This window comes from Brucella anthropi (assembly GCF_046630315.1).
Lineage (GTDB): Bacteria > Pseudomonadota > Alphaproteobacteria > Rhizobiales > Rhizobiaceae > Brucella > Brucella anthropi_A.
Window position 1 is genome coordinate 14124 of the sequence record NZ_LQBD01000002.1, and the last position, 18666, is coordinate 32789.

Sequence of the window (18666 nt, forward strand, 5' to 3'; positions counted from 1 at the left end):
AGGGCTCACGATGGGAAGCGCAGGAATCGGCTGGATTGCAGCAATCATCATCGGCGGCCTGGCCGGGTGGATTGCCTCCAATTTCATGAACAGCAATACCGGGATATTCATGAATATCATTCTCGGTATCATCGGCGCAGCCGTAGCGAGTTTCATCTTCGGATTTCTCGGTGTTTCGTTCGGCGGCTGGCTGGGTTATCTGATCGCGGGCTTTATCGGCGCCTGCATATTGATATGGCTGGGCCGATTGATAAGTTGACGGACAAGGCGCCGCGAGGCGCCTTTTTCTTTCACAGATCCAAAATAGCTGGTGCTAATCCCTTGGCAGCTTGCGTTTGTTCCATTCTCCTTCCGGGATGGCGCGGCCGATATTGTAGCTGAACGATTGGATCACCATCGTTTCCGCATCGACCTTGCACGTAAAGTCGATTGCGTACCATTTGCGCTTACTGCGAAACGCACCGTCGCTGACCGTCAGGCCGGTTGCCGAAATCGACCCGCCCTCGCGCGCGAGCATATCCGGAAAAGCGCCAGGCTGGTGACGGCGCACCTGTTCAAGTGCTTCGATACCGCAAATCTGGACGATCCGGTCCTTGGGGGCGAGCTTTCCGAGCGCCTGTTTCACACGGGGGTCGGACATGGCGTCCTTCGAATAGATTTCGCGCGCTCGCGTCAGTTTTTTGGCCGGGGTCGCCGGTTTGGCGGCAGCGGCCTTCTGCTCTTCAGGCATCGCGATTTGACCGGCCGCAGATGGCTTTTCGGTATGGAGAAGCTGCTCGGCAGGCCGGGCTTCCTGAGCCTGCTTGGCATCCGCCGCAGCGCCGGCATCGGCAGGCTCGTCCGGCTTTTGCATGTCTTCGGGTGTCGTGGGCGGCAATTCCGGCTCCGGGGGTGATTGCACTGCCTGTTTGGCCGCAGCAGATTCGAATGCCTGCGGTTGCGGTGGGGGAGCGGCCTGTTCGGGCGTCTTCCTTTCAGGGGGCGGCGGCTGGACGAGCTCCACATTGACGCTTTGTTCGGAAGCAGGCGAGGGAAGATCCGGGAGCCTGACCAGAAGAAGCAGTGCCAGCATCAGATGCAAAGCCACCGAGGCGGGCAAACCCCAACCGGCTTCTTGCAAAACTCTTCTGGTGAACTGCGGCATGGTTCCAACGATCAGGGAATGGGAAGCTTCAATCTAGAGGGCATCCTGAAAAGCGTGAAACGGTTTTCGGAAAAGATGCGCTCCAAAATCAACAGTTAGAGCCCGACATTTGGTCTGTCGATCACTTCACGCAGGGCAAAACTGGAATTGATCTTCACAACATGCGGAAGAGCCGAGAGCCAGTCGCGATGGATGCGCTCATAGTCTTCCAGATCGCGTGCCGCAACGCGCAGAATATAGTCATATTCGCCCGACATCAGGTAGCAGACCAAAACGTTGGGGCAACGTTTCACCGCAGCCTCGAATTCGGCCAGCGTCTTGGCGAACTGCCCCGAAAGCGAAATATGGACAATCGCAATCATCCGGTAGTCGAGGGCTTTCTGCGAGAGACGGGCGTGATAGCCCGCAATTACCCCGGCTTTTTCCAGAATATCGAGGCGGCGCGAACAGGCGGAAGGCGACAGTCCGACCTTTTCCGCCAGTTCTGCATTGGTGATGCGGGCATTGGCCTGCAATGTCCTGAGAATTGCAAGATCGATGGGATCAAGATTGCTCATTCGAAGAGCCTTCGAAAAAGAGGGCCGTTTGCGCAATGATTCACCAAAAAGAACGGCCAGGCAAATCTTCTTTGCAAGGACATTGCATGCGGCAGATGTTCTCATTTTCGGATCGACAACACCCCACGGCGAGTGGGCAAAAATGAAAGGAACGCTCATGCGTGTCGGTTGCCCGAAGGAAATCAAGAACCATGAATATCGTGTCGGACTGACCCCTGCCGCAGTTCGTGAGTATGTGGCCCATGGCCACGAGGTCTGGATTGAAACCAAGGCAGGCGCCGGTATTGGCGCCGATGATGCCAGCTATATTGCCGCTGGCGCGAAAATTGCCGCATTTGCAAAAGACATCTTCGAGAAGTGCGACATGATCGTGAAGGTCAAGGAGCCGCAGCCCGCCGAATGGGTGCAGCTTCGCGAAGGCCAGCTTCTCTATACCTATCTCCATCTTGCGCCCGACCCGGAACAGACCAAAGGGCTGCTTGCCTCCGGCGTGACGGCAATTGCCTATGAAACCGTGACGGATGATCGCGGCGGACTGCCGTTGCTCGCGCCGATGTCGGAAGTGGCGGGCCGCCTGTCGATACAGGCGGGTGCGACGGCGCTCCAGAAGGCAAATGGCGGCCTTGGCATTCTGCTGGGCGGTGTGCCCGGCGTGCTTCCGGCAAAGGTCACGATCATTGGTGGCGGTGTCGTCGGGCTGCATGCGGCCAGAATGGCGGCGGGCCTCGGTGCCGATGTGTCCATTCTGGATCGCTCGCTGCCGCGTCTGCGCCAGCTCGACGATATATTCGCCGGTCGCGTTCACACACGCTATTCCAGCATTCAGGCGCTGGAGGAGGAAGTCTTCTCTGCCGATCTCGTCATCGGCGCCGTGCTCATTCCCGGTGCCGCAGCGCCGAAGCTCGTTACTCATGACATGCTGTCCGGCATGAAAAAGGGCGCGGTTATCGTCGACGTGGCCATCGATCAGGGCGGCTGTTTCGAGACTTCGCATGCCACGACGCATTCCGATCCCACTTATGAAGTGGAGGGGATCGTCCATTATTGCGTGGCCAATATGCCGGGCGCGGTTCCGGTGACATCAGCCCACGCCCTCAACAATGCCACCCTTCATTACGGTCTGGCGCTTGCCGATCGCGGTTTGAGGGCAATTGCCGAGGACCGGCACCTGCGCAATGGCCTGAATGTCTTCAAGGGGCGCATCACCAACAGGCCGGTTGCGGAAGCGCTGGGCTATGAAGCTTTTGCACCCGAAAGCGTTCTGAACGTTGCATAGGGGCCTTGCAGGGCGGCGGCGATCATTCGGCGCTGCCTTCTCAGTCTGGGTGTGGATAGTCAGCGTATGTGTGGATTGACAAGCTGTCCGAACCGTTTATAACCATCAATGCAGACTGAAGATTTAAGACCATCTGCAAGGGTGGTCTTATTGCGTCTGGAATCCGGATAAGTCCTCTTGCAGATGTCATAGCGACGTTGGGAGGACGCCGTAATGCACGGTAGAAAAATAGCCCTGAGGGGCGTGCCGGATATTATTTCCTACATTGATGCGAATGACGGTATTCGAGGCCGCGCCGGTATTATCTGGTGGCTGGCCCTCGGTGGCCTGTTCCTTGATGCCTTTGCCAATTCGGCGCTGAGCGCCGGGCTTGGACCGATGACACGCGATCTGGGGCTGGATGCGGCGCAGGTGGCGCTGATGACATCCTTCGCCTCGTGGGTATCGATCGCCTTCAATCCAATCGGCGGCTGGATCGCCGACCGCTGGGGCCGTATGCGCCCGCTGATCTTCGCAAAGTTCATCGCGCTCATCGGCGCGGTGCTGGTGATGACGGCCCATTCTTATGAAGTCATCCTCATGGGGCGCTTCTTCGTGGGGGCCGCCTACGGTATCGACTTTGCCATCGCCATGGCCGTGCTTGCCGAGTTCACACCGGCGCGCCTGCGCAGTCGTCTCAACACCTGGCAGGGCATCTGGTACACGGCCGTTTGCACCAATGTGCTTCTGGCCATGCTGTTCTACAGCTGGGACGTGGGCGACTCGATCTGGCGCTATTCGGTCGGGGCAACCGGTGTATTTGCCTTCGCGATCATGGTGGCGCAGATGGTGTTCATGGTCGAAAGCCCGATCTGGCTTGCCCGCAAGGAAAGGCTGGAAGAGGCCGCCCGTGCGATGAGCCGTATCTATCGTCGCGATTTCGTTGCCGCTTTGCCGGAAGATCGTTTGCCGGTTCTCAATCAGGCCCGCCGCGGCATTGCCAATGTCGCCCTGATTTTCCGCGGCATCTATCTGCCGCGCACCATTCTGGCCGCGACCGTCCAGATCGGGCAGTCGATCCAGTATTTTGCGGTGGGTTGGTATCTGCCGCTTATCAGCGCGGCGCTCTTCGGCAAGGATTTCCTCTATGCCATGATGGGCACGCTGGTATTCAACGTCTTCGGTATTGTCGGCGGCTTTTCTTCGCCGGTCATCGGACGTGTGCTCGGCCTGCGCAAGGCTTCGGCAATCGGCTTTGGCGCGGTCTTTGTCATGCTGGTCATCATGGGTCTGTTCCATGACACCATGCCGACCTGGCTCGCGGTGATCGTGCCGTCGTTGTTCATCCTGTTCCATTCCGGTGGTCCGGGTGCAAACGGCAAGAGCCTGTCGTCGCTCTCGTTCCGCAGCGAGCTGCGTGCAGGCGCAAACGGCATCATTGGCGCGCTCGGCGCCATGGGGGCGGCGCTTGGCCTTCTGGTTTTCCCGCTCTTCCGCGAGAACTACGGCCTTGGCCCGACATTCCTGATCCTGTCGGTCGTTCCGCTGATTGCCTGCATCATCTGCTCGATCATCCAATGGGACCCGACCCGTACCAAGGTCAGCCCGGATGACGAGCCGAATGCGCCGCAGTTCGAAGGCGACCGATAATAACGGAGGATAATGTGAACGGACGCAAACAGGCCATTCTGGCCATTGATGAAGGAACGTCCGGAACCAGGGCCGCGCTTGTCGCGGCCGACGGTTCGGTCTCCGCCGTCAATTACACGACGCTTGCCGTCTCTTCCCCTCGTCATAACGTGGTCGAACAGGATGCCGATGTTCTGTTGCAAAAGACCATCGAAGTGTGCGGCAAGACGATCGCCGCAGCGCGTGATGCTGGCGTGGAAATCGCTGCAATGGCAATCGCCACGCAACGTGCGACCGGTGTTTTGTGGGATACGGAAACTGGTCGGGCGCTGGTTCCGGCCATGGTCTGGCAGGATTCGCGCTATGCCGAAGAGTTGAAGCCGCTCGGGGCCATATGGGACGCGAAACTTGTGCCGCTCGCAGGGCGTCCCGTTGGCGGACGAGCGATCTATCTGTGGGCGGCGCGCCATATGCAGGAAACGCCTGCTGTACGCGAGGCATGGAAGGCAAAAAGGCTTGCCTTCGGTACCGTCGACACCTGGCTGCTGTGGAACCTGTCCGAAGAACGCAGAGCCGTCACCACGCCCACCAATGCGACCTCTGCCGGTGCCTATATTCTCGGTGAGAACCGTTATTTCACCGACTGGGTCGAGGCACAGGATTTTCCGCTGGAGCTGTTGCCCGAGCTGAAACAGGACGCCGATGACTTCGGTTATACGCGGCAGGACATTCTGGGTATCCACGTGCCGATCAAGGCGTCCTGCGGCGATCAGTTGGGCGGTCTGGTCGGTCTTGGCTGTCACGATGCGGGGCAGGCCATGTGCGTGCATGGCACGGGCAGCTTCGTCGATCTTGTGATCGGAAAGCAGACGCCGAAAAATCCCGGCCTCTATGAAGCAACTTTCACCATGACGGCCTGGCGGAGCGAGAACATCTCGCATTTCGCGGTCGAGACCTATGCCGCCACAACGGGATCGGCGCTCAACTGGCTCTGCAATGAAATGCGCTGGTTTGAGAATGCCAGGGAGATCAGCGAACTGGCTGCGACAGTGCCGTCTTCCGATGGTCTTTTCTTCATGCCCACCCTGACGGGATTGCGCCAGCCGAACATCGTTCCGGATGGCCGGGCATCGCTAACCGGGCTTTCGATGGCACACAGCCGCGCGCATCTGGCCCATGCCATTCTGGAAGGCATTGCCCATTCGGTCGTTTCCTGTGCGGAGGCAAGTGCGGAAGTGGCGGGCGTTCCGGTTCGTGAAGTGGTGGCAGGCGGTGGGCTTTCCTCCAGCGATACGCTGCTGCAATTGCAGGCCGATCTCAGTGGTGTACCGGTGCGGCGCATGGCGGATCAGGATCGCGCCAGCCTGCGAGGCACCGCCTTTCTGGCAGGCAGCGATGGCTTGCTCTGGAGCAACCTTGCGGAAGCGCGCGCCACGCTGCCCGAAGGCCATCTTTTCATCCCCAAGACCAGCGAAGCGGAAAGACAGGACCGCAGAGCGCGATGGCACGCCCTCACGGATGAGGAAGTCGCACGCGTTCAGTCGGGTCATTATGAATAAACAGGAGTTGAAATGCTGAATCTGCGCTCCCGGCGCGCGGACAAGGATCGCGCCCGGATGATCCGCACCGAGCCGCTGCGGCTGAACCGCTCGGAACAGGAAGACCGTCTTGCCACTGAAACCTACGATATTCTGATCGTTGGCGGCGGCGTGACAGGTGCTTACTGCGCCTTTGACGCCAGTTTGCGCGGCTTTCGTGTTGCGCTGGTCGAGAAGGATGATTTTGCATCCGGCACATCATCGAAATCCTCCAAGATGGTGCATGGCGGCCTGCGCTATATTGAGCAGGGCAATCTTGGCCTGGTTCGTCATTCCCTGCTGGAGCGCCAGCGCCTGCGCCGCAATGCCAGCCATCTGGTGCAGCGCCTGCCGTTTCTCTTTCCCATTCTGGAACGGGATGGCGTGTTCGATGCGCGCTTTGCCAAGGCGTTTGAAGGCCTGCTCTGGACCTATGACCTGGCTGGCGGCTGGCGCGAAGGCATCCTGCATCAGAAACTGACTGCGGCGGAAGTGCTGGCGCATTGCCCGACATTCAAGGACGAATATCTGCGCGGCGGCCTCATGTATTTCGACGCTCGCGTCGACGATGCACGCCTGACGCTGGCGCTTGCCCGCTCTGCCGGTTTTTACGGGGCAACGGTCCTCAACCATTCGAAGGTCGCCGAGATTACCCGCAGCTCGGGCCGGGTGGATGGTGCTATCGTTCACACCGTCGAGGGTCGGGAAATCCGGGTGCGCGCCAAGACCGTCATCATGGCGACAGGCGTATGGCTGCGTGACTGGATGGGACTCGGCAAGGATGGCGAAAAGCCGTTGCATGTGCGTCCCGCCAAGGGAGTTCACGTGGCGATCCCCTGGTTGAAAATCCGCAACGACTGCACCGTGACTGTGCCGGTGCCGGGGCGCAGCCGCCGCGCAACCATCACGCGCTGGGGCAATGTCTCCTATCTCGGCACGACCGACGAGGATTATCAGGGCGATCTGGATGATGTGCATTGCACGCGCCGCGAGCTTGATTTTCTGATCGAGGGCGCATGCAGCGCGCTCAATATCGACCTGACGCCGGATGATGTCGTCGGCAGTATCGCCGGTTGCCGTCCGCTGGTTGCCGCTTCGTCAGGCGGAAGCACCATGGATGTCAAGCGCGACCATTCCGTCCACGTTGCGCCGGATGGCCTTGTCACGATTGTCGGCGGCAAGCTGACGACCTCGCGCCACATGGCCGAACAGACGGTGGATGCCGCTGCAAAAGTTCTTGGCGATCGCCGTCGTTGCACGACGAAGAAGGCATATCTGCTGGGCGCTGCCGGATATGACGCGCAGGCAATCGTGGCCTCCGGTGGCATGGAAGCGCATCTGGGCGAACGTTATGGCACGGAAGCACGCTTCATCAGCGATCTGATGGCTGCCCGTCCCGAACTGGCCGAGCCCGTCGTGGAAGGACTGCCCTATACCGGCGGCGAAGTCGTCTATGCCGCCCGGCACGAGCTTGCCCGGACCATCGATGACGTGCTGTCGCGTCGTATGCGTGCCCGCCTGATGGCGCGCGATGCCTCCGCCCGCGCCGCTACAAAAGTCGGCGCCTTGCTGGGTGAGGAGCTTGGTCTCCCGCAGGCTGAAATCGACCGTCAGGTCGCGGCCTATGTGGCCGCGACCGAAAAAGAAAAATCCATTCTCACAGGAGCGAACTGAACATGATCAGCAAGGAAGCCATCAAGCGCGGTTACAATCGCGGAAATTATGTCGTCGGCGCACCGACCCAGCCGCATTATGCCGGCAGCATCAATAAAATCGGCACCGAGGCCGATCTGGCTCAGAACGCCGTTGCCGTAGACGCCGCTCTCGTTGAAAAGCTGCGGGGCGTTACAGACGAAGTTCTGACCGCGCGCGAAGATTTCGTCGTGAACACCCGCGACTGGTGGGCCCGCACGATGGTTGCGGAAACCGGCGGAAAACCTGCAACTGTTGACGGCGTGTTTGTTCGCGTTTCGACGGTGGAGCAGGTTCAGGCCGTCATGCGCCTTGCGCATGAAGCAAAGGTACCGGTTACGGTTTCCGCCGGGCGCTCCAACGTTACGGGCGCGGCGCTGCCGCTGCGCGGCGGTATCGTGCTCGATGTCTGTAATCTCAACCGTTTTGTCAGCTTCGATGCGGACAGCCAGATCGTCGAAGTTGAAGCTGGCATGTTCGGCGATGTTTTCGAGGAAATGATCCAGCGCGACTTTGGCATGACCATGGGGCACTGGCCGTCCTCGTTCGGTATCAGCACCGTGGGCGGTTGGATCGCGTGCCGCGGTGCGGGCCAGCTTTCCACGCGCTATGGCAAGATCGAGGACATGGTCTACGGCATGGAAGTCGTTCTGGCGGATGGTTCGCTGGTGACAGTTGGAAACTATGCCCGCGCAGCAATCGGGCCCGATTTGCAGCAGATATTCATCGGTTCGGAAGGCACGCTCGGCATCATCGTGAAGGCGCGCCTGAAACTGCATCGCCTGCCGGACTATGCCCGCGCGATTGCCTATGGATTCAAGAGCTTCGGCATCGGTCTGGAAGCCTGCCGCCGCATCATGCAGGGCGGTGCCAATCCGGCAGCGCTACGTCTCTATGACGAGCTGGAAAGCGGCGTGCAGTTTGGCCTGCCGGAAAGCAACGTGCTGCTGATCGCCGATGAAGGCGCGAAGGAAATGGTCGATGCCGTTATGGCGATCAGCGAAAGGGTTTGCGCTGAACTGGGCGACAAGCTCGATGGCGACGCGATCTTCGAGAAGTGGCTCGATACGCGCTATCTGACCGGCAAGAGCGCCGAGGGCTTCAAGCGCAGCCCCGGCTTTGTTGCCGATACGCTGGAAATGACCGGATGCTGGCGCGATCTGCCTGCGATCTATGATGAAGTGGTCGCTGCCATCAACGCGGTGCCCGGCACGCTGGCGGGTTCGGCACACCAGTCGCATGCCTATGTCGACGGCGCCTGCCTTTATTTCTCGTTGCGTGGCGATGTGGACGTGGAAAAGCGTGCAGAATGGTATCGCGCTGCATGGGATGCTGCCAATGCCGTGCTAATCAAGTATGGTGCAGCATTGAGCCATCATCACGGCGTCGGACTGCTTCGCGCGCCTTACATGAAGGACGCTCTCGGATCGGCATTTCCGCTGCTGGAAACGGTGAAGAAGGCGCTCGACCCGGACAACCTGCTTAACCCCGGCAAGCTCGGACTTTCGCTCGACATGCCAAGAGACGGAAAATGATGGAATGACATTGGACAGGACGATCGGCGAGCGGCTTTTGCGGGCGCCAGTCATGGCGACGCTCTACGGCGTGGACAATCTTCAGGCATTTCTGGACAGCAAGGCGGAAGTGGGCATCGTCGCCAACATCGCCTTGCGCCATGTGGCCGAGGTGCTGAAAGCGCTCAAGAAAAGCAACAAGCTGATTGTTCTGAACATCGACAGTTGCGAAGGCCTGTCGCAGGACAAGGGAGCCATCGAGTTCCTTGCCGAGATCGGTATTTCGGTGCTGCTGTCGACTCGCGTTCCAACAATCCAGAAGGCCGCGCAATGCGGCCTTCTGACTATGCAGAAGGTCTTTGTGACCGACCGCTCCACATGGCCCCGCAGTCTGAAGGCGATCTCGCAAAGTGCACCCAATCTGGTGCAGATCATGCCATCGCCCATGCTGGCCTATCTTTCAGTGGAGGACAAGCGCCGCCTGCCGCCCATCGTGGCTTCCGGCTTTATCTGCAACGAAAGCGATGTCGGTGCTGCCATGGCACAGGGCGCAATCGCGGTTTCTTCAAGCAACAAATCGCTCTGGAACTATTCCGGCGCTTCGGCCCTGCGCGGGAAGGGGAAAGGCTAGATCAGCCTGTTGCGAACTAATTTGTTGCACGACCTTGTTTTGAACAAGATGTGCACCTATATGGATGTCACAGGCATTGCTCAAGAGCGCTGGAACGCTTCTGTCGCTCGCAATAGCCTTCATCGCTTGATGCTTTTGACCACGGATGTACTGGCACTGGTAGGAAAGCGATGATGAGGAAGGTCGGTGCGTTTTCGCCCCGGCCTTTTTTGTTGTCTGCGATTCCCGAGAAAAAAGCCGAACGGCCTGCCTGGAGGTTTCGGCAGGCCGTTTTGTTAAAAATCAGGCAGCGAGTGCTTCGTCTTCCGAGGTCGGGACTTCGGAAATGGTCTTCAGAACCTGCGAAGCAATCTGGTACGGGCAGCCCTGCGAGTTCGGGCGGCGATCTTCCAGATAACCGCGATAGCCATCCCTGACGAATGCATGTGGAACGCGGATCGAAGCGCCGCGGTCGGCAACGCCGTAGGAGAACTTGTTCCACGGTGCGGTTTCATGCTTGCCGGTCAGGCGCATGTGGTTGTCCGGGCCGTAAACGTCGATATGGTCCTGCAGGTTCTTGTCGAATTGCGCCATGAGCGCTTCGAAATAGTCCTTGCCGCCCACTTCGCGCATATATTTGGTCGAGAAGTTGCAATGCATGCCCGAGCCGTTCCAATCGGTGTCACCGAGCGGCTTGCAGTGGAATTCAATATCGATTTCGTACTGCTCGCAGAGACGAAGCAGGAGATAGCGGGCGATCCAGATCTGGTCGGCGGCGTTCTTGGAACCCTTGCCGAAAATCTGGAATTCCCACTGGCCCTTGGCCACTTCCGCGTTGATGCCTTCATGATTGATGCCGGCATTGAGACAGAGATCAAGATGTTCCTCGACGATCCTGCGGGCGATGGAGCCGACATTCTTGTAGCCGACGCCGGTGTAATATGGACCCTGCGGGGCAGGGAAACCCTGTTCCGGGAAGCCGAGCGGACGGCCATCCTTGTAGAAGAAGTATTCCTGCTCGAAACCGAACCACGCATCGTCGTCTTCAAGGACGGTTGCGCGGCTGTTGGACGGATGCGGGGTGACGCCATCCGGCAGCATGACTTCGCACATCACGAGAACGCCGTTCTTGCGCGCGGGATCGGGATAGATCGCGACCGGCTTCAATACGCAATCGGAGCTGCGGCCTTCGGCCTGCATCGTCGATGAGCCGTCGAAGCCCCAGAGCGGCAGCTGCTCAAGTGTCGGGAAAGCATCGAATTCCTTGATCTGCGTCTTGCCACGCAGGTTCGCAGCTGGCTTGCATCCATCGAGCCAAATGTATTCGAGCTTGTACTTGGTCATCGCTAGTCTCTCTGTCATCCTCGGTTGATCGTTCACCACAAGTCATGCGGTGTCGCGCGGCTCGGTGTTCGATTTAATAGAAGCAAGGATCGTGCCAGTTTTGGAATTCCACACTTTTTCACGGCGATCTCGATGTTAGAAAGAACGCAGGCGGGCTTTGGAACCGGGATGGAAAGAGCATCTGCTCAAAAAACAGGCAATGGAGTAGAATTTCATCACGATAAAGGCTGCGTGCATGTTTTTCATCCCTTGAGCCTTGTGATGTGCTGCGGGTGCGGGGCGCTTGGAAATATGCAGGCCAGATAGATTCCACCTGTCGCCCGATGCTGCTATGGCGCGTTGGTCAATGGAAACAAGATTTCGCGAAAAGGGGGGCACTCCAGGGCTTTATGGTCCTGAAAAGCAAAAATCCCGGACAAAGCCGGGATTTTGTTGCCTGTACTTAACGGAAAACTGGAGCGGGCGAAGGGATTCGAACCCTCGACCCCAACCTTGGCAAGCAAGAAATTACACCGTTAAAGTATTAGAAGCGAATGTTACGGATTTCATTCCAGTGCGCAAGTGAGGCTGTTCTTTCTTGATTCGTCCGGGTGTCGGATTTCGGACGGAATGGTACGGAAATAAACTAATACGAACTGCGGCGAAGCGGCGAGACGGTGACCACGTGGTGACCGCAATATTGTCCAGCCAGATTTGGAGCATAGTTCAGGCGTGATCGTCCATGCCGCGAACCAGCATGAGAAGCCTCTGAAACTCGGCATTATCACTGTCGCTCTTCCAAAAATTGATGAACTGACAGACCACTTGGAGATTGCCCGCCTCGTAGTGTCCTGCACTGTCGATACGGTCGAGTGACGGCAAAAGGTTTTTATCGGCTTCGGCGCTGTGAAAGTGGAAGGGGATGCCGGTTAGGGCGCAACGATTGTCTTGAAGATCGAGTAGGGAAGCAATCAGCTTCTCCAATTCGATCGTGGTCATTAGCTGTTCCTTATTCTTTAAAACTCGCTGGACAATCTGTCCGTTTGCATTCTTTACCGTGTTCTCGACTGAAAGGCGCATGGCGATGATGGATTTCTCACGCCCACTGAAGACACGGCCCTCGTCTTTGCCGCGTCTTGCCTGCGTGATCGAGGTTGCCTTCTCCTGTTTCAGCAATGTTGTGAAAATCCAGCAGAATGAATGGGCATCAACAAGCCGGACATTATTCAGACCGGCAGTCCTCTCGATGAGAGGTTGCAATGCGCCGAGAGTTTGATTGTAGGTCGAATAATTCTCCCAACTGCACTGCCGTAGGGTTGAGAAGTCAATGTGGAGCGCGCGGAAGGCTCGGTCGAACCCAGTAGGTTGGATTGGCATGAACCGATCCATATCCTTTAGAAAATAGATATACGCGAGAAGCGGATACCTGCCACCCGTCAATTCGTTTAATCGCTCGAATAATTCGCCCTCATCCGCATGGTTGCGAAAGAGCTCATAAAACAAGCCCTCGAGCTCACGACACGTTTTCGGGTTCGATGTCGCATCCAGCAACGCGCGGTGATCTCGGTTGGCATGGCCGAAACGATTTTGCCAGAATACAAGATTATTGGTGAGGTTACTTCGGCTATCCTGAATCTCAATCGCATCGATCAAATGTTTCAGGATCGCACCGGAACCAATATATGATTCTGACCACTCCTCGATGCAAAGCAGCTTAAGCGCTTGGTCGCGCAAGCGTGGCTTGTAGTTTTCCCATGCAGCGGCGATTCCCTCATCAAAACCGGCGAAGGTGTGCCCGGATTTTAGCATGACTAGCTTCTGGAAACGCTTGAATGCGTCTTGGAAAGCACGCGGATCGATAGTGGCAGCCCGGGTAATCGAGCCGTTCGCACATGTGTAGCCTATATACCAATCGAGGAACTCGTTCAAAGCGGCGGGACCAACCACTTCAATACGCAACGTTGTCGGTGCCCGAAGCGGTAAAAGAGGACCGTTGATATTCGAGTTTCCGTTCGAAACATTGTCCATGAGACGGACACCATCGATCTTGGGTGGAGCAGGTGGCTGAAACCAGAGGCGTGTCTCATTTGCTTCACGATGAACGGCAAGCACCTTGCCCGACGGTGTTCTGAATCCAGCTATGTAGTTAGTAGGTGGTTTGACAGGCTCCCCAAGCCGTAATGATAAGATCGCTTCGGCCTCTGCAATCGCTAGCGTCATTTAGCCCCGGCAATTCTCTATTCTCTTTTGATTAGTAATTCCATACGTAGCTTGCCGGATGTCCGGCAGAGCCAAGTACTCGTATCGATTTGATTCGGTATCGCTATATTTCGATCCGCCCCTACACGGAAACCTTTAGGTGAAATCTAAATGTCCAGTGGTGGCAGCAATCGCACAATTTTCATTGTCTCTAAGCTAACTGTGATGACACGCTGGAAAAGTTCCAGCGGATAAGCTGGATTTCCGACGGTTTCGATGGCATAGCGATTGGCGTCGTTGACAATACCGCTAGCCTTATCCGTCTTCACGACCTGACGCTCCATCACCCATTCAAGGGCAGGCTTACCGTTGACGATATATTCATATGCCTCAAGTGGGATATCCTGCATGGTGATATTGGCATTGTAGATGACGACGGATTTGTCCTTTGCTTTTCCGCTGCCACCGAATTTCATCTTCGTGACGCGGTAGAACGCTTCTGGGTTAGGGATGTTGGCAAGCCGCAAATCACCCTGTTTGAAAGTGACCGGATACGGCTCCACGCTTTCGTAACCGACATGGAGATCGCCAAGCGCGCGGCCAGCAGCCACAAATGCCCAAAAGTCCGTAGGTTTTTTGACCGCTGGAATACGCGGCAACTGTTTGGACAGGTTATCGGCGTAGCGAGTGCGGTAATCCTCTGAATGCAACAGTCCGTAAACATAGTGGAACAGGTCATCTTTGGTGATGACCTCACCGGGATAAGCGGTCTCAAAATGCGCAAGTCCTTCATCGGCAATGGCATCACGCCATCCGCTGGACGCGGGTTCGCCTGCCAGAAAGTCGGCCTGCGGGTTATCGTCATCGGCGGATGGCGCAGCATCATTGTAGAGATAGCGGGGGAAGCATTGGCCGTTATCCATGGCTTGAAGGTCAGGCAAGCACGTGGTCATATTGACGGAAAAGCCGCTTCTTGCGCCGATCCCTGCCACCTGAATCACCCTGTTTTCTGCTGCCGCATCTCCCATCGGGAAAATGCGCGGCATTTGGTAGACTCTCTCGTTGAAAGTGCGGCTGTAATAGAGCCATTGTCGCGTGAACGGACGGTAGAGCCCTGAGGTTAAGCAGGTCTCGTCAAAGGCAAGCAGTCTTCCTTTTGCCAGCTCCTGTTTGACGTTATGCGTCCAACTGATCTTGTCGGAATCGGTATTGATAAAGCCGTCCACTGCTTCCCCTCGCGCCTTACGGTCGGCATGCGGATGGGCGACATTGAATCGTTCCAACTCGCGATTATAAAAGCCAATCATGGCGCTCATATTAGTCGTAACGGCTTCGCGACTAGAGTTATAAGTCCAAGCGTCACGGTTGGTAGCAACGCCGAGCGAAAAGTTTTCAAACAGCTTCGCGCCGCCGCCCTTCTTGTCACCCAAGGCCAAAAATTTCTGGAAACCATCATCACGCTGATTGAGCCAATCGCCATGGTCGTCCGGCGTTATCGTCTGCCAACCCTGATCTCTCGTGATCGCGCCGACGCTCCCGAAACTTGAAACCCTGGAAAGCTTTGCTGCTGTGGTTAGATCATCCCCAATATTGTGATAGTAGATTTTCCCCCGCTCGGCAGCATTGGGGTTCTTGATGAACAGCGTCACGGCAATACCCGTCATGCTTCCGCTGCCAAAAACATTCTGACCTTCTTGAGCGCGCCCTTTGCTCAACATATTTTTGCGAATATCACCCCGCAAATTAAGCACATAAATGCTCGAAAATTCGTCTGCAAGGCTTTTCCTCAAGCCATCCATTGCAGGCTTTTCAGCGTAGCCAGACCCGGAAACAAAGCCGATAACCCCGGCATCGCCGATGCGGTCGCTCGCCCATCGCATGGCGCGGATATAGCTGTCATAGAGCCCCTTAGCCAAAGTGGCTTTAGATTTCGCCGCATAGGTCTTGCGGATACGGTTATCCAATTTGGGATAGGTGATATTATCCGCATTGTCGTTTTCGTTCTTCTGCCCCACGGAATAGGGCGGATTTCCGACAATGACGCGAATATCCAGCTCTTTTTGGCGTGACCGGCGCGTACTGTTATCCAGCATCAAATCGCTGATGAGGTCTTTTTTCTGCTCGTATAGTTGAAATGTGTCTGTAAGACAGATGCCTTCAAAAGGGACATAATCTCCACCGATGATACCGTGATAAACGGCTTCGATGTTGATAGCCGCAATATAGTAGGCTAGCAAAACAATCTCATTGGCATGAATTTCATGCCGGAACTTGCGTTCCATTTCTTCTGGAGCAATGAGGCCGGATTGTAGCAAGCGCGTGATGAAAGTTCCGGTGCCGGTAAACGGGTCGATAATGTGGACGCCTTCGGAGCCTAGCGTTTGCCCGAATTCCTGCTGCAACGCCTCATTCACCGAATGAAGGATGAAGTCCACGATCTCGACGGGCGTATAGACAATGCCCAATTTTTCCGTCGTGCGCGGGAAGGCTTTGCGGAAGAATTTGTCGTAAAGCTCGACAATGAGCCGCTGCTTGGCCTGCGGATCGGTGATGCCCGACGCTCGCATCCGCACACTGGCATAGAAGTTCTCAAGGTCTTTGGATTCCTTGTCGAGATTGGCTTCGTCCAGAACGTCCAGAACACGTTGCATGGCGCGAGAGACGGGGTTTTCGCTGGTGAACTGGTAGCCTTCAAACAGCACCTCGAACACCGGACGGGTGATGATGTGCTGCGCCAGCATCTCGACGGCATCGTCTTCGGTGATGCTGTCGTTTAGGTCGTCTTTCAACTCGCCGTGGAATTCATCGAAGGCACGGCAGGCTTCGGCGTCCGGATCGGCAAGGATTCCTTTCAGACGGCTGATATGGTTCTTGGCGATTTCGGCGATGTTGGTCGACCAATCTTCCCAATAATCACGGGTGCCGCATTTCTTGACGATCTTCGCCATGATGGCCCGGGAGAATTCATCAACGGAGAAAGCAAATTCACCCTGCACCTCATCGGTGATGATCGGATCACGCCCCGGTGTGCCGATACCCGACCTCTCGGGTTTCGAGCGCGTAGGCAGGTCCTCCACAACGGCAGTGACGGCCTGCAATTCGGCATTCTGGGTGACGCCGATGATCTCTATCGCATTGCTGACATCCTGCCCCAGCGATGCCTTGTTGATCGTCGCATCGAACCGATCATCATGGGCGCGCAAGGCATTGAGGATTTGCCAGACAACGCGATACTTCTCGTTGTCGTTCAACGCCTGTTCCGGCGGAACGCCTGCGGGAACACCGACGGGCAGGATGACATAGCCCATCTTCTTGCCTTCGGCGCGGCGCATCACGCGCCCGACCGATTGAACAACATCAATCTGACTCTTGCGCGGATGCAGGAACATGATGGCGTCGAGTGCCGGAACGTCCACGCCTTCGGACAGGCAGCGCGCATTGGTGAGGATACGGCAGATATCGTCGCCGGCATCGGCTTTCAGCCAATCGAGCAAAGCACCACGGGTTTTTGCATTGAACGTGCCGTCAACGTGTTCGATCTCGCACCGAAGGGACAGCCTGTTTTCAGCGTCGTCTTCGTCGGTGTAGTCAAGATATTCATCGACAACCGTGCCGAACTCGTCACGGATCAGCTTGGAACTGCGGATGTCTTTGCAGAACGCCAAGGCGCGGCGCATGGGATGCGGATCGGCGGCGACATCAGCTTTCATGTCGGCTTTGGTCAGGGCTTTATAGCAGCCGATGATCTTGGTCGCATCATCAAGGACAAGTTCTGAACTGCCGTCACCAAGGCGCTTCTGGATCGCCGAACTGACAAGCCCCTCGTCCATCGCCAGCACGACAACCTTGTAGTCGGTCAAAAGGTTATTCTGCACCGCCCATGAGAAGCCGCGATAGAACAGCGTCTTTCCGAACAGTTTCTCATCATCCATCGAAGCGAGAACGGCGTCGGCTTCATCGGCACGGCTCTTCACGTTGTCGCCGAAGATGCGCGGCGTGGCCGTCATATAAAGGCGCTTCTTGCCGCGAATAATGTCGTTGGAGTGGACTTTGACGAAGTTGGATTCGTCCTCGCCCGCCAGAGTTGCGCCTGTGGTGCGGTGTGCCTCGTCGCAAACGATCAGATCGAATTCCGGCAGGCCGTGCTTCTGCTGAGCATCTGCGACAACCTGAATCGATTGGTACGTCGCAAACACCACTGTCATCTTGTCTGGCACGGCCTTGCCCGCGCTTTCGGAAAGCTTGGCGGCGTTAGTCGTGGCAGGAAACGCAAGGTCGAGCACGTCGATTTCGGCAATGTCATCATTGCTCTGACGACGCTTACCGACCTGAGTATCGGAACAGACAGCAAAGGATCGCAACGGGGTCCCTGTGTCCGCCGTCCATTCGCGTACCGTCTGCGACATCAGAGCAAGGGACGGCACAAGGAACAGGACAAGCTTTCCCTCACCAGCAACGTCTTCGGCGATCTTGAGGCTGGTAAAGGTCTTGCCTGTTCCGCAGGCCATGATGAGCTTACCGCGATCAGCTTCGGCCAGTCCTGCGCGCACCTCACGCAAGGCGTCCTGCTGATGTTCGCGGAGTTTCTTCTTGTCCGCCAGCACCACTTCGCCCTTGGCGGCGAAGGTTTCCCAACGGATAGGGCTTTCTTGCATTTCTGAAAGGTTGATCCGAAGGACGGGGATGGCCTGCCCACGGATCATGGTTTCGGCGTTCTCGCTCCAAGCTTTTTCGGTACTGTCGATGATGACACGCCGCTTGAATGGGGCTTTGCCTGACGCCGATATGAAGCTGTCGATATCCTCTTTCCTGATGCGGTAGGCCGCATCATAGAACTTGCACTGGATAGCGGCGAAGCCGTCTTCGTCACGCAATTTCGCTACAAGGTCGATTCCGGTGTCGCGGGCATCCCAGCCATTGGCGTCAGCCCAATCCTTGAAGGTCTGAACTTGCTCATACTGTTCGAGCTGGATCGGATCATGGGTGAGGTAGGCTATTGCGAAACGTTCAAAATATGTACCTTTGTCGCGCTCAGTACGTGCCGCTTCGCGGTAGCTCCGCAAGAGTGACTGCAACGTTTGTTCGGCCATGTTTCCCCCAGTCTATAAGAATCCGAAACGCGACTGAGCAAAAATCAAATCGCAGTTTTTAGAGACATATCGGCAA

The 18666-nt window shown here is 56.8% G+C and carries 12 protein-coding genes; 7 read left to right on the top strand and 5 right to left on the bottom strand.

All coding sequences use genetic code 11. From position 1 onward, the window contains the following. The first annotated feature begins 10 nt into the window (after positions 1-10). Positions 11-259 carry a GlsB/YeaQ/YmgE family stress response membrane protein gene (locus AVM02_RS01815; protein WP_411505317.1) on the top strand — a complete coding sequence of 83 codons (249 nt, stop codon included), beginning with the start codon at positions 11-13 and terminating at the stop codon, positions 257-259. Between the two features lie 54 nt (positions 260-313). Here the strand turns inward: AVM02_RS01815 and AVM02_RS01820 are convergent, their stop codons facing one another. Further along, entirely contained in the window at positions 314-1144 is an 831-nt protein-coding gene (locus tag AVM02_RS01820; RefSeq protein WP_411505318.1) for a DUF930 domain-containing protein, read from the bottom strand. Positions 1145-1239: 95 nt separating this feature from the next. Next, positions 1240-1701 (bottom strand): Lrp/AsnC family transcriptional regulator, encoded by a 462-nt coding sequence (locus AVM02_RS01825; RefSeq protein WP_411505319.1) that lies wholly within the window; start codon positions 1699-1701, stop codon positions 1240-1242. A gap of 157 nt (positions 1702-1858) precedes the next feature. Between AVM02_RS01825 and ald the strand changes: the two genes are divergently transcribed. The 6 genes from ald to AVM02_RS01855 all read left to right on the top strand — a co-directional run bounded on the left by ald (position 1859) and on the right by AVM02_RS01855 (position 9999). Then, positions 1859-2977, top strand: coding sequence for an alanine dehydrogenase (gene ald / locus AVM02_RS01830; protein ID WP_411505444.1), 1119 nt, complete (start codon positions 1859-1861; stop codon positions 2975-2977). A gap of 213 nt (positions 2978-3190) precedes the next feature. Beyond that, positions 3191-4606, top strand: a complete 1416-nt coding sequence (locus AVM02_RS01835) for an MFS transporter (RefSeq protein WP_411505320.1) — start codon at positions 3191-3193, stop codon at positions 4604-4606. A gap of 14 nt (positions 4607-4620) precedes the next feature. Continuing rightward, positions 4621-6144 carry an FGGY family carbohydrate kinase gene (locus tag AVM02_RS01840; protein ID WP_411505321.1) on the top strand — a complete coding sequence of 508 codons (1524 nt, stop codon included), beginning with the start codon at positions 4621-4623 and terminating at the stop codon, positions 6142-6144. A gap of 12 nt (positions 6145-6156) precedes the next feature. Next, positions 6157-7836, top strand: coding sequence for an FAD-dependent oxidoreductase (locus AVM02_RS01845; protein ID WP_411505322.1), 1680 nt, complete (start codon positions 6157-6159; stop codon positions 7834-7836). Positions 7837-7838: 2 nt separating this feature from the next. Next, on the top strand, positions 7839-9389 hold the full coding sequence (locus AVM02_RS01850) for an FAD-binding oxidoreductase (protein ID WP_411505323.1): 1551 nt from the start codon (positions 7839-7841) through the stop codon (positions 9387-9389). A gap of 4 nt (positions 9390-9393) precedes the next feature. Beyond that, positions 9394-9999, top strand: a complete 606-nt coding sequence (locus AVM02_RS01855; RefSeq protein WP_411505324.1) for a glycerol-3-phosphate responsive antiterminator — start codon at positions 9394-9396, stop codon at positions 9997-9999. A gap of 282 nt (positions 10000-10281) precedes the next feature. Here AVM02_RS01855 and AVM02_RS01860 read toward each other — a convergent pair whose 3' ends face one another. The 3 genes from AVM02_RS01860 to AVM02_RS01870 all read right to left on the bottom strand — a co-directional run bounded on the left by AVM02_RS01860 (position 10282) and on the right by AVM02_RS01870 (position 18590). Next, positions 10282-11322, bottom strand: coding sequence for a glutamine synthetase beta-grasp domain-containing protein (locus AVM02_RS01860; RefSeq protein WP_411505325.1), 1041 nt, complete (start codon positions 11320-11322; stop codon positions 10282-10284). Between the two features lie 705 nt (positions 11323-12027). After that, on the bottom strand, positions 12028-13521 hold the full coding sequence (locus tag AVM02_RS01865; RefSeq protein ID WP_411505326.1) for a hypothetical protein: 1494 nt from the start codon (positions 13519-13521) through the stop codon (positions 12028-12030). A 146-nt stretch (positions 13522-13667) separates the two neighbouring features. Continuing rightward, positions 13668-18590: a DEAD/DEAH box helicase gene (locus tag AVM02_RS01870; protein ID WP_411505327.1), complete on the bottom strand. Its 4923-nt coding sequence runs from the start codon at positions 18588-18590 to the stop codon at positions 13668-13670. Positions 18591-18666 lie beyond the last annotated feature (76 nt).

Bases quoted from the DNA above. Each gene is read 5' to 3' on its own strand.
- AVM02_RS01815 (WP_411505317.1), top strand. From the start codon at position 11: ATGGGAAGCGCAGGAATCGGCTGGATTGCAGCAATCATCATCGGCGGC.
- AVM02_RS01820 (WP_411505318.1), bottom strand. From the start codon at position 1,144: ATGCCGCAGTTCACCAGAAGAGTTTTGCAAGAAGCCGGTTGGGGTTTG.
- AVM02_RS01825 (WP_411505319.1), bottom strand. From the start codon at position 1,701: ATGAGCAATCTTGATCCCATCGATCTTGCAATTCTCAGGACATTGCAG.
- ald (WP_411505444.1), top strand. From the start codon at position 1,859: ATGCGTGTCGGTTGCCCGAAGGAAATCAAGAACCATGAATATCGTGTC.
- AVM02_RS01835 (WP_411505320.1), top strand. From the start codon at position 3,191: ATGCACGGTAGAAAAATAGCCCTGAGGGGCGTGCCGGATATTATTTCC.
- AVM02_RS01845 (WP_411505322.1), top strand. From the start codon at position 6,157: ATGCTGAATCTGCGCTCCCGGCGCGCGGACAAGGATCGCGCCCGGATG.
- AVM02_RS01850 (WP_411505323.1), top strand. From the start codon at position 7,839: ATGATCAGCAAGGAAGCCATCAAGCGCGGTTACAATCGCGGAAATTAT.
- AVM02_RS01855 (WP_411505324.1), top strand. From the start codon at position 9,394: ATGACATTGGACAGGACGATCGGCGAGCGGCTTTTGCGGGCGCCAGTC.
- AVM02_RS01860 (WP_411505325.1), bottom strand. From the start codon at position 11,322: ATGACCAAGTACAAGCTCGAATACATTTGGCTCGATGGATGCAAGCCA.
- AVM02_RS01865 (WP_411505326.1), bottom strand. From the start codon at position 13,521: ATGACGCTAGCGATTGCAGAGGCCGAAGCGATCTTATCATTACGGCTT.
- AVM02_RS01870 (WP_411505327.1), bottom strand. From the start codon at position 18,590: ATGGCCGAACAAACGTTGCAGTCACTCTTGCGGAGCTACCGCGAAGCG.